The organism is Cobetia amphilecti (assembly GCF_032923285.1).
Classification (GTDB): domain Bacteria; phylum Pseudomonadota; class Gammaproteobacteria; order Pseudomonadales; family Halomonadaceae; genus Cobetia; species Cobetia amphilecti.
Map to the genome: position 1 here is coordinate 526,906 of NZ_CP136695.1, position 11,587 is coordinate 538,492.

Here is an 11,587-nt window from a genome sequence, read left to right on the forward strand (position 1 = left end):
ATCTCATGCAAGTAGCCGTTCTGATGGTCCATGTGGTACTCGCGGTCGCGCTGATCGTGCTCGTCCTTCTCCAGCAGGGCAAGGGTGCCGAAGCTGGCGCTGCCTTTGGTGGCGGTGGTGCTTCCCAGACCGTTTTCGGGTCCAGCGGTAGCGGCAACTTCCTCGCGCGCTTCACGGGTGTTCTGGCCGCGGGCTTCTTCGCGACCTCTCTGACACTGGCCTGGTTCGCGTCCAACGCCAACCAGCCGTCAGTCGAAGCGGGCATTCCGAATGCCAGCGTGATCGAGCAGCAGAAAAATTCACTGCCATCACTTGACGACTCCGAGGAAAGTGTGGAGAATACGTCGCCAGTGCTTGAGGAAAGCGGCAACGCAGACCAACCAGCACTCTAAGGAATTCAAGGCGTTAACTTTGAATTCTTCCGGGTAACGTCTCAGGCGATACCCGCCCCCGTGCCGAAGTGGTGGAATTGGTAGACACGCTATCTTGAGGGGGTAGTGACCTTATGGTCGTGGGGGTTCAAGTCCCCCCTTCGGCACCATCTTGTTAGATCGATTGGCAGTCTGGACGCAACTCTGCCACCTTGGAAAGACGTCATTCCTTGACCTCCTTTTTCGGTGACATTACCATCGTCCGACTATTGTTGCGGGGTGGAGCAGTCTGGTAGCTCGTCGGGCTCATAACCCGAAGGTCATCGGTTCAAATCCGGTCCCCGCTACCAAGTTTCTTGAAAGGCCCCTTCCTATGAAGGGGCTTTTTGTTAGCACCAGTGCCAATCAGCCACCTAGCTCTCTTCTCTACTCCCGGTCAGGTGCCTGATGCAACTGCTGTAGGAGCCTCGTCTGTGTCAACCAAGGACGCTGCGCTTAACGCGCTTATCGATCCAGTCGTCTCTGCTCTGGGCTTCGAGCTCTGGGGTATCGACTATCTCTCCCAAGGCAAGCAGTCCCGTCTGGTGATCTATATCGACCATCCCGATGGCATTACCGTGGACAACTGCGCAAACGTCAGTCGTCAGGTGGGTGCCGTACTGGATGTCGAAGACCCCATTACCGGTCAGTTCCAGCTTGAAGTCTCGTCTCCAGGCATGGATCGTCCGTTGTTCACGCTTGACCAGTACGAGCGCTACATCGGTCACGTGGTGGCACTGCGACTTCGCCAGGCCTTCGATGGTCAGCGCAAGTTCCAGGGGCTGGTGACTGGCACCGAAGACGGTGATGTCGTGATCCGGGTCGATGAAGAAGAATACTGCTTTCCCATTGAAAGCATCGACCAGGCACGCATTGTGCCGCAGTTCAAATAACTGACGTTGTCGGCACACCGCTCGCGTTGCGAGCCCGGGTCGATGCGCAAGGACAGGTTTCTGGCGAGGCAAAGTCATGAGCAAAGAGATTCTGCTGGTCGTTGACGCCATCTCCAACGAGAAAGGCGTGCCGCGGGATGTGATTTTCGAAGCCGTCGAAGCGGCATTGGCTTCGGCGTCACGCAAGCGTTTCGATCAGGAAGAGGCGGATATCCGCGTCAAGATCGATCGTGTCACCGGTGATTACGCGACCTACCGTCGCTGGACCGTCGTCGAAGACGACGAGTTCGAGACGCCGGACTACGAGATCAAGGCCAGCATCGCCGAACAGCGCGAAGAGCCGCTGGCGCTGGGTGCCGTGGTCGAGAAGCAGATCGAATCCGAAGCGTTCGGTCGCATCGCTGCACAGACCGCCAAGCAGGTCATCGTGCAGAAGGTGCGCGAGGCCGAGCGTGCGGAAGTGGTGCGCCTTTACGCCGAGCGTGAAGGTGAGCTGGTCGCGGGTATCGTCAAGAAGACGACACGTGATGGCCTCATCATCGATCTGGGCGACAACGCCGAAGGCTTCCTGCCGCGCGGTGAGATGATTCACGGCGAGCGCTACCGCTTGAACGAGCGGGTTCGTGCCCTGCTGTGGAAAGTCGACGCGGATGCTCGTGGTTCTCAGCTGATCCTGTCGCGTACGCGTCCTGAGCTGATCATCGAGCTGTTCAAGATCGAAGTCCCGGAAATCGCCGAGCAGCTGATCGAGATCAAGGGTGCTGCCCGTGATCCGGGCTCGCGCGCCAAGATCGCGGTCAAGAGCAACGACAAGCGCATCGATCCGATCGGTGCCTGTGTCGGCATGCGTGGTTCACGCGTGCAGGCCGTGTCCAATGAACTGCGTAACGAACGCGTGGATATCATCCTGTGGGATGACAATCCTGCCCAGCTCGTCATCAACGCCATGGCGCCGGCAGATGTCGGTTCCATTCTGGTCGACGAAGACACCCATTCCATGGATGTCGCTGTCGCTGCGGACAACCTGGCTCAGGCCATCGGTCGCAGCGGTCAGAACGTTCGTCTGGCCAGTGAGCTGACCGGTTGGCAGCTCAACGTCATGACCGAGGCGGAAGCCGAGGGCAAGCGCGAGCAGGAAATCGACAGTTTCGTCGAATATTTCATCACTCATCTCGAGATTGAAGAGGATCTAGCCCGTGTCCTGGTGGACGAGGGCTTCACCTCACTCGAGGAAATCGCCTATGTCCCGCTCGAGGAAATGCTCGAGGTCGAGGGCTTTGACCAGGATCTGGTCGAGGAGCTGCGCGCTCGGGCCAAGGATGAACTGCTGAATCTCGCCATCGCCACTGAAGAGCAACTGGACGGCGCACAGCCGGCCGAAGACCTGCTCAACATGGAAGGCATGGAGAGTCATCTGGCATACATCCTGGCCAGCAAGGGTATCGTCACCATGGAAGACCTTGCTGAGCAGGCCATCGATGATCTGAAAGACATCGATGGCGTCGACGAAGAGCGAGCAGCGGCGTTGATCATGACCGCCCGCGCGCCCTGGTTCGCAAGCGAACAGTAACTAGGTCACGGGCTCAGGAGGGTCGTACATGTCAGAAATGACAGTCAAAGAATTCGCCAAGAAGGTGGGCCGCGAGTCAGCCCGCCTACTGGAACAGATGCATGAAGCGGGTCTGAAGCACAAGTCAGAGAACGACGCCGTCTCTGAGGTCGACAAGCAGAAGCTGCTTGATCACCTCACCAAGAGCCACGGTGGTGGCGCCGCTCCGGCAGCGCCCAAGAACCGCATTACCCTGACCCGCAAGACCAAGTCTCGCATCAACACGGGTAGCGGTCGCGGCAAGTCCATCGAGGTGCAGGTGCGCAAGAAGCGTACCTACGTCAAAGAGGGCGAAGAGCAGGCTGCAGAAGCGCCGGCTGCTGCTGCACCGGCAGCTGCCGTTGCGGACAAGCCGGCTGCGGCACCGCAGCGCGAAGAGCGTCGTGGCAATGACAACCGTCGCGAAGAGCGTCCGCGTCAGAGTGCACCGGCTGCTGCCGCTGCACCGGCCGCCGACGCTGCGCCGGAAGTCAATGCGCCGCCGAAGGAGCCGCGTGGTGATGCACCGCGTCGCGCCAAGGCTGCGCCGCGTGATGAATCACGTGATCGTCGCGAAGCCCGTGAAGACCGTAGCGAACGCAAGCGTGGCGGGGCCAAGAAGGTCAAGCGCGCCGAGCGTCGCGGTGGTCGTCGTGGTGGCCGTGATGCCAACCGTCAGCCGCCGAAGCCGGTCCAGACCTTCGTCCGTGAAGTCTCCATCCCTGAGTCCATCTCAGTGGCAGACCTCGCCGACAAGATGGCCGTCAAGGCGTCTGAAGTGATCAAGACCATGTTCAACATGGGCGCTGCGGTCACCATCAACCAGACGATCGATCAGGAAACCGCGACCATCGTGGTCGAGGAAATGGGCCACACGCCCAAGCTGATCAAGGATGACGCACTCGAGACAGCCGTTCTCGAAGGCATCTCCTACGAAGGTGAGCAGATCACCCGCGCGCCGGTCGTTACCGTCATGGGTCACGTCGACCACGGCAAGACCTCGCTGCTGGATTACATCCGCCGCACCAAGGTCGCCACAGGTGAAGCGGGTGGTATCACCCAGCACATCGGTGCCTACCACGTCGAACACGACAACGGTGACATCACCTTCCTGGATACCCCGGGCCACGCGGCGTTCACCGCCATGCGTGCTCGTGGTGCCAAGGCGACCGACGTCGTCATCCTGGTGGTGGCTGCCGATGATGGCGTGATGCCGCAGACCATCGAGGCTGTCGAGCACTCCAAGGCCGCGGGTGTCCCGATGGTCGTGGCGGTGAACAAGATCGACAAGCCGGGTGCTGATCCGGACCGCGTCAAGAATGAGCTGTCCCAGCACGGTGTCATCTCCGAGGAATGGGGTGGTGATACCCAGTTCGTCCACGTTTCCGCCAAGACCGGCGAGAACATCGACGCGCTGCTCGAAGGTGTCCTGCTGGTCTCCGAAGTTCTCGAACTTCAGGCCGTGCCGTCCGCGCCGGGTAAAGGCGTCGTGGTCGAGTCCCGTCTCGACAAGGGCCGTGGCCCGGTCGCGACCGTGCTGGTCCAGAACGGTACGCTGAAGAAGGGCGATATCGTCCTCGCCGGCCTGCATTACGGCCGTGTGCGTGCGCTGATCAACGAACTCGGCAAGCAGGTCGATTCCGTGGGTCCGGCCATGCCGGTCGAGATCCAGGGCCTGGGTGGCACGCCGGACGCCGGTGAAGAGTTCACCGTGGTCCCGGACGAGAAGAAGGCACGTGAAGTCGCCAACTTCCGTCAGGGCAAGTACCGCGAAGTGCGCCTGGCACGTCAGCAGAAGGCCAAGCTGGAGAACATGTTCTCCCAGATGGGTCAGGACGAAGTCGCCAAGGTCAACGTCGTCCTCAAGGCCGACGTGCAGGGTTCTCTGGAAGCCATCCGTGGCGCGCTGGAAGAACTCTCCACCGAAGAAGTCAAGGTGGCAGTGGTCTCTTCCGGTGTCGGTGGTATCACTGGTACCGATGCCAACCTGGCACTCGCTTCCGAAGCGATCCTGGTCGGCTTCAACGTTCGTGCTGACGCCTCCGCGCGTGAGATCGTCGAGCGTGAAGGTCTGGATCTGCGCTACTACAGCGTCATCTACCAGCTGATCGACGAGGTCAAGCTGGCCATGACTGGCATGCTGGCACCGGAATTCCGCGAGCAGATCGTCGGTGTTGCCGAAGTGCGCGATGTCTTCAAGGCACCGAAGATCGGCGCGATCGCCGGTTGTATGGTCGTCGAAGGCAACATGTACCGCTCCAAGCGCATCCGCGTGCTGCGTGACAACGTGGTCATCTATGAAGGCGAGCTGGAATCCCTGCGTCGCTTCAAGGATGACGTCAACGAAGTCCGCAACGGCATGGAATGTGGTATCGGCGTCAAGAACTACAACGACGTGCAGGTTGGCGACAAGATCGAGGTGTTCGACCAGATCCAGGTCGAGCGCACGCTCTGATAGCGCCCCTGCAAGGAGAGATCACGGATGCGTGAATACAGCCGTACTGACCGCGTGGCGGACCAGATCCAGCAAGAGCTCGCGCTGTTGATTCAGCGCGAGGTCAAGGACCCGCGCCTTGGCATGCTGACGGTCAGCGCCGCCAAGGTCAGCCGCGACCTGTCCTACTCCGATGTCTACGTGACCCTGTTGGGTGACGACAGCCCGGAACGCATCAAGGAAAACCTCGCCGTGCTCAAGCGCGCGGCAGGTTTCCTGCGCTCCCAGCTGGCGCGCACCATTCAGCTGCGCCACGTGCCGGAACTGCGTTTTCATTACGATGAAAGCGTCGTTCGTGGCCATCACCTGTCCTCACTGATCAACGATGCGGTCGCCGACGATCGCAAGCGCAGTGCTGAACGTGGTGATGATGACAGCGAAGATGGTGCCCCGGGCACCACGCCGGACGCCTGATGGCGCGTCGTCGTCGCGGCTTGCCGATCGATGGCGTTCTGTTGCTGGACAAGCCCAAGGGCATGTCCAGCAACTATGCGCTTCAGAAGGCTCGTCGCCTCTACCAGGCGCAGAAGGCCGGTCATACCGGCACGCTCGACCCGATGGCGACCGGCTTGTTGCCGGTCTGCTTCGGGGAAGCGACCAAGTTCTCCTCGCATCTTCTCGAGGCAGACAAGGTCTATCGGGCACGGATCAAGTTTGGCCAGGTCACCGATACCGGTGATGCGGAAGGCACGGTGATTCGCGAGCGGGAGATTCCCGAGATTGCGCAGGCCGAGCTGGACGCGGTGCTGGACAGGTTCCGTGGCGAGATAGATCAGGTACCGCCGATGTACTCCGCGCTCAAGCACCAGGGACGTCCGCTCTACGAGCTGGCGCGCCAGGGGATTGAAATCGAGCGTGCAGTCCGGCGCGTTACCATCTACAATATGGCGCTTCTTGCGCGGCACTCCGATGGCATCGAGATCGAAGTGGCGGTCAGCAAGGGTACCTACATACGCAGTCTGGCCGAGGATATCGGCGAGGCGCTGGGCTGTGGAGCCCACCTCACGGCACTGCGTCGTCTCAAGACGGGCCCGTTCACGGGTGATGCCATGCTGGATTTCGAGCGCCTCGAGGCGCTGGCTGACCAGCAGGCACGTGAAGGCGTTCTGTTACCTGTCGACATCCTGCTCGATCATCTCCCGCGTCTCGACATCACTGCCGAGATGGCGCGGATGATATTGCGTGGTCAACAGGCCGAAACGACGACAGGGTCGCTGGAAGTGGACTCCCTGGCTCGTGTGTATCAGGACCAGCAGTTGCTCGGGCTGGTCCGGATTGCGGCGGAGGGCGTCATCGCTCCTCGCCGACTGCTCAGTTCTGCCGTCGAGGCGGCGGCTGGGTGAGCTGATTGCGGCCTCGCCGCAAGCCGCATGAAGACTGCAAATATGCGTGGTCTTCGACATTTCTAATCTATCAAGCATATTGCTTACTGGAGAGACAGATGGCACTTACCGCTGAGAAGAAGGCTGAGATCGTTACCGAATTCGGCCGTGGCGAGAACGACACCGGTTCCCCGGAAGTTCAGGTTGCTCTGCTGAGCGCCAACATTGATGGCCTGCAGGGTCACTTCAAGGCCAACAAGCAGGATCACCACTCCCGTCGTGGTCTGATCCGCATGGTCAACCAGCGCCGCAAGCTGCTTGACTACCTCAAGCGCAAGGACTTCGAGCGTTACACCGCTCTGATCCAGCGTCTGGGTCTGCGTCGCTAATCAGCGATGTTGCCGCCATGCATTTCGGTGCATGGCGGGCCCCCGGTGGGCACAGGAAAACCGACACTGCCTGCGGGCGGTGTCGGTTTTTTTGTGCCTGATACCGAGGTGATCCGGGCTTCAGATCAGAGGCTCGACCCGCGCTGCAGCCCGCTTGTCGCGTGGGATCAACCCGCTTTTCATTGCCTGTGGCGCGCTTTACCATGAGCGCCTGGCATCGATGACTATCAGATTAAAGGACATGCGCCGTGAACCCGGTAACGCACAGCTTCCAGTACGGTAATGACACCATCACCCTCGAGACCGGCCGCATCGCGCGTCAGGCGACCGGTAGCGTGATGGTGACCATGGGCAATACCTCGGTGTTGTGCACCGTGGTGGCCAAGGCGTCGCCGAAACCCGGCCAGTCCTTCTTCCCGTTGTCGGTCCACTATCAGGAGAAGGCCTACGCGGCGGGGCGCATCCCCGGCGGCTTCCTCAAGCGTGAAGGGCGTCCCACCGAGAAGGAAACCCTGACCTCACGCTTGATCGACCGTCCGATGCGCCCGCTGTTTCCCGAAGGCTTCATGAATGAGGTGCAGGTGGTCTGTACGGTGATGTCGGCGGAGCGCAATGTCGACCCGGACATCGCGGCACTGCTCGGCACCTCTGCAGCGCTTTGCATCTCCGGTGTGCCCTTCGCTGGCCCCGTGGGCGCGGCGCGCGTCGGCTTCAGCGAGCAGCGCGGCTACTTCCTGAATCCCGGCTACAGCGAACTGGCGCATTCAGAGCTGGACATGGTGGTGGCGGGGACCGAGAAGGCTGTGTTGATGGTCGAGTCCGAGGCCCAGGAGCTGCTGGAAGACGAGATGCTCGGCGCCGTGCTCTATGGCCATCACGAGATGCAGAAGGCCATCACGGGGATCGAGACGTTCGCCGCCAAGGTCAATCGTCCCAAGTGGGCGTGGGTGCCGCAGAAGCTCGACCGCGTGCTGGTCGAGGCGCTGGAGCAGAGCTTCGCCACCCGGATCGGTGATGCCTATCGCCTGAGTGACAAGATGGCGCGTCAGGACAGTCTGTCGGCGCTCAAGGCGCAGGCCATCGACCTGCTGGGTGCCGAGGATGATGCGCGCTTCAGTGTCGAGGCCGTCGCCACGGCCTTCACGGCGCTTGAGAAGCGTATCGTGCGTCAGCGTGTGATCGCCGGCGAGCCGCGTATCGATGGTCGTGATACCCGCACCGTGCGACCGCTGGACATGGCGGTCGGCGTGTTGCCCAAGGCGCATGGCTCGGCGCTGTTCACCCGCGGCGAGACCCAGGCGATCGCCACTGCCACCCTGGGGACCACGCGCGATTCACAGCTGATCGAAGGGCTGTCCGGCGAGAAGCAGGACCGCTTCATGCTGCACTACAACTTCCCGCCCTACTGCGTCGGCGAGACAGGCTTCATCGGCGCGCCCAAGCGGCGTGAGATCGGTCATGGGCGTCTGGCGCGTCGGGGCATCGAATCCATGTTGCCGTCGCTGCAGGCCTTCCCCTACGCGATCCGTGTCGTCTCCGAGATCACCGAATCCAATGGCTCGAGCTCGATGGCATCCGTGTGTGGCGCCTCGCTTGCGCTGATGGACGCCGGTGTGCCGCTCAAGGCGCCGGTCGCGGGTATCGCCATGGGGCTGGTCAAGGACGCCAATGGCGTCGCGATACTGACCGATATCCTCGGCGATGAGGATCACCTCGGCGACATGGATTTCAAGGTCGCGGGGACCGCGGAAGGCGTTACCGCGCTGCAGATGGACATCAAGATCGAGGGGATCGACGAGGAGATTCTTGAGCAGGCGCTGGAACAGGCCCTCGAGGCACGTCTGACCATCCTCGCGCAGATGAATGAGGTGCTGGCCGCCAGTCGCCAGGAAGTCTCGGACAATGCCCCGGCGATGCTGTCCCTAAAGATCGCACCCAACAAGGTGCGCGACGTGATCGGCAAGGGCGGCTCCACCATCCGCAAGATCTGTGAAGAGACCGGGGCCAATGTCGATCTCGACGACGATGGCAGCGTGCGCATCTATGCCGAGCACAAGGCGCAGGCACAGGCGGCTGCCAAGTACGTCGAGGGCATCATTGCCGAGGCCGAGATCGGCAAGCTCTATGCCGGCAAGGTGGCGCGCATCGCCGACTTCGGTGCCTTCATCACCTTCATGCCGGGCACCGATGGTCTGCTGCACATCTCGCAGATCGTCGAGGAGCGGGTCAATGACGTACGTGACTACCTCAACGAAGGCGATGAGGTGGTGGTCAAGGTGCTCGACATCGACAACCGCAATCGCGTCAAGCTGTCGCTGAAAGAGATCAGCGAAGAAGAGAAGGCGGCCTTTGCCGCTGCTCAGGCTGAAGAGGCCGCCGCCCAGGACTGACCGATCGTCGCGGAGCGTCCTCGCCCCGGTCTTGCCTGCTCTGCATGAGAGGCGCATCCTCCGGGCAAGAAAAAGCCCCCGCCAGGTCACTGGCGGGGGCTTTTTTCATATCTCCCTGCTCAATATTGCGCGAGCAGCGAGAGTTCAGGCGGGGGTGCAGATATGTGAGCGATCAGCTGCGCTCGATGGCCAGCGCGACACCCTGGCCGCCACCGATGCACAGGGTCGCCAGACCCTTCTTGGCATCACGCTCGATCATCTCGTGCACCAGCGAGACCAGCACACGGCAGCCGGAGGCGCCGATCGGGTGGCCGAGGGCAATGGCGCCGCCATTGACGTTGACCTTGTCGACATCCCAGCCCAGCTCCTTGTTGACCGACAGGGCCTGGGCGGCGAAGGCTTCGTTGGCTTCGATCAGGTCGAGGTCTTCCAGGCTCCAGCCGGCCTTCTTGAGGCACAGGCGAGTCGCCGGCGCCGGGCCGATGCCCATGATCTTGGGATCAACACCCGCGTTGGAGTAGGCCTTGATGGTCGCCAGCGGCGTCAGGCCCAGCTCGCGTGCCTTGTCGGCGGAGCACAGCATGACCACGGCAGCGCCGTCGTTGAGCGCCGAGGCGTTGCCGGCGGTGACGGTGCCGTCCTTCTTGAAGGCCGGGCGCATGCCAGCGAGTTTCTCGGCCGTGGTGCCGGCGCGCGGGTTCTCGTCGGTATCGAAGACGATCGGGTCGCCCTTGCGCTGCGGGATCTCGACCGGGACGATCTGGCCCTTGAAGCGGCCAGCTTCGATGGCTGCGCAGGCCTTCTGCTGAGAGGCGGCCGCGAAGGCGTCCTGGGCTTCACGGGTGATCTCGTATTTCTCGGCCAGATTCTCGGCGGTGATGCCCATGTGGATGTCATTGAAGGCATCCCACAGACCGTCGTGGACCATGGAGTCGATCGCCTTCCAGTCGCCCATGCGCTTGCCGTCACGCGAGTTGGGCAGCACGTGCGGAGACAGGGACATGTTTTCCTGACCGCCGGCCAGAATCAGCTCGGCATCGCCGCAACGGATGGCCTGGGTGGCCAGGTGCAGCGCCTTGAGGCCAGACCCGCAGACCTTGTTGATGGTCATGGCGGGCACGCCTTCCGGCAAGCCTGCCTTGATGACCGCCTGACGTGCCGGGTTCTGACCGCATCCTGCTGTCAGTACCTGGCCCAGAAGCACTTCATCGACCTGATCGCCACTGACACCCGTGCTGGCGAGGATATCCTTGATGACATGTGCGCCGAGATCCGCGGCGGAAATGCCAGCCAGGCTGCCACCGAAGGCGCCTACGGCGGTACGACGGGCTGCTACGATCACCACATCCTGCATCTGAACGCTCCTGTTCTCTTGCGAGACTGTCTGAGTCAATTGGCTGCGACTATGGCCATGCCATCAAGCGGGCGAGGCGCAGTCCTGCTGAGGTGAGATTCCAGCATAAGGCAGTTTTGTGCGGTGCGGCAATCGCCAAAGGGCATCTCCAGTGTCAGCCTTTAGCCATACGTATCGCCTCTCCAGACGGCACGACGCCAGCGCTCTGGCAGGCAGGGCTGGCGTCGTGTTGGAGCGCTCGCGGCAGGCTCGAGGCCTGAAAGCATCAGCCCTCAGGGCGTGGAGCGGCAGGCAGCAAGGGGTTCTCAGGCCATCTGGACCGGGATGGCGTTGGCCGTATGGCTTACCTCGTTGCCTTCCATCAGATAGACCATGGAGGGCTTGTGCGCGTCCAGTTCGCTCTCGGCGTAGTGGGCGAAGGCGCAGATGATCACGCGGTCGCCGACATCGGCCTGGTGGGCTGCGGCGCCGTTCACCGAGATGATCTTCGAGCCTTCTTCGCCGCGAATGGCATAGGTGGTGAAGCGCTTGCCGTTGTCCACGTTGTAGATCTGGATCTGTTCGTACTCACGAATGCCTGCCATGTCGAGCAGGTCGCCATCGATGGCGCAGGAGCCCTCGTAGTTGAGGACGGCGTGAGTCACGCGGGCCATGTGCAGCTTGGCCTTGAGCATGATGGCTTGCATCAGGATGTCTCCGGTTGAGCGCCGCCGGGCGCAGATCAAGGCCCTGGGACCAGGGCCATGG

10 protein-coding genes and 2 tRNA genes are annotated in these 11,587 nt (G+C 61.8%); 10 read left to right on the forward strand and 2 right to left on the reverse strand.

Features of this window, described 5'->3' with window-relative positions; translation table 11 throughout:
* The first annotated feature begins 5 nt into the window (after positions 1–5).
* The 10 genes from secG to pnp all read left to right on the forward strand — a co-directional run bounded on the left by secG (position 6) and on the right by pnp (position 9,486).
* The gene (gene secG, locus R1T44_RS02335) at positions 6–392 is read left to right on the forward strand and encodes a preprotein translocase subunit SecG (RefSeq protein ID WP_043333391.1); all 387 of its coding nucleotides are present in this window, start codon (positions 6–8) and stop codon (positions 390–392) included.
* Between the two features lie 62 nt (positions 393–454).
* Positions 455–541: transfer RNA gene (locus tag R1T44_RS02340), tRNA-Leu, on the forward strand.
* A gap of 103 nt (positions 542–644) precedes the next feature.
* Positions 645–721, forward strand: a tRNA-Met gene (locus tag R1T44_RS02345).
* Between the two features lie 123 nt (positions 722–844).
* Positions 845–1,303 carry a ribosome maturation factor RimP gene (rimP, locus tag R1T44_RS02350; protein ID WP_043333393.1) on the forward strand — a complete coding sequence of 153 codons (459 nt, stop codon included), beginning with the start codon at positions 845–847 and terminating at the stop codon, positions 1,301–1,303.
* Positions 1,304–1,379: 76 nt separating this feature from the next.
* A complete protein-coding gene (nusA, locus tag R1T44_RS02355; RefSeq protein ID WP_043333395.1) occupies positions 1,380–2,873 on the forward strand; it encodes a transcription termination factor NusA in 1,494 nt (497 codons plus the stop codon).
* Between the two features lie 28 nt (positions 2,874–2,901).
* On the forward strand, positions 2,902–5,346 hold the full coding sequence (gene infB / locus R1T44_RS02360; RefSeq protein ID WP_043333398.1) for a translation initiation factor IF-2: 2,445 nt from the start codon (positions 2,902–2,904) through the stop codon (positions 5,344–5,346).
* A 27-nt stretch (positions 5,347–5,373) separates the two neighbouring features.
* Positions 5,374–5,799: a 30S ribosome-binding factor RbfA gene (rbfA, locus tag R1T44_RS02365; protein ID WP_043333400.1), complete on the forward strand. Its 426-nt coding sequence runs from the start codon at positions 5,374–5,376 to the stop codon at positions 5,797–5,799.
* Positions 5,799–6,728, forward strand: a complete 930-nt coding sequence (gene truB, locus R1T44_RS02370) for a tRNA pseudouridine(55) synthase TruB (RefSeq protein ID WP_054556446.1) — start codon at positions 5,799–5,801, stop codon at positions 6,726–6,728. The genes rbfA and truB overlap by 1 nt, the downstream gene beginning before the upstream one ends.
* 98 nt (positions 6,729–6,826) lie before the next feature.
* A complete protein-coding gene (gene rpsO / locus R1T44_RS02375; RefSeq protein ID WP_024952154.1) occupies positions 6,827–7,096 on the forward strand; it encodes a 30S ribosomal protein S15 in 270 nt (89 codons plus the stop codon).
* A 248-nt stretch (positions 7,097–7,344) separates the two neighbouring features.
* Complete coding sequence (gene pnp / locus R1T44_RS02380; RefSeq protein ID WP_317292496.1) at positions 7,345–9,486, forward strand: polyribonucleotide nucleotidyltransferase; 2,142 nt, start codon at positions 7,345–7,347, stop codon at positions 9,484–9,486.
* Positions 9,487–9,658: 172 nt separating this feature from the next.
* Here pnp and R1T44_RS02385 read toward each other — a convergent pair whose 3' ends face one another.
* Positions 9,659–10,840, reverse strand: coding sequence for an acetyl-CoA C-acetyltransferase (locus R1T44_RS02385; RefSeq protein ID WP_284893083.1), 1,182 nt, complete (start codon positions 10,838–10,840; stop codon positions 9,659–9,661).
* Between the two features lie 305 nt (positions 10,841–11,145).
* On the reverse strand, positions 11,146–11,526 hold the full coding sequence (gene panD / locus R1T44_RS02390; RefSeq protein WP_043333409.1) for an aspartate 1-decarboxylase: 381 nt from the start codon (positions 11,524–11,526) through the stop codon (positions 11,146–11,148).
* Positions 11,527–11,587 lie beyond the last annotated feature (61 nt).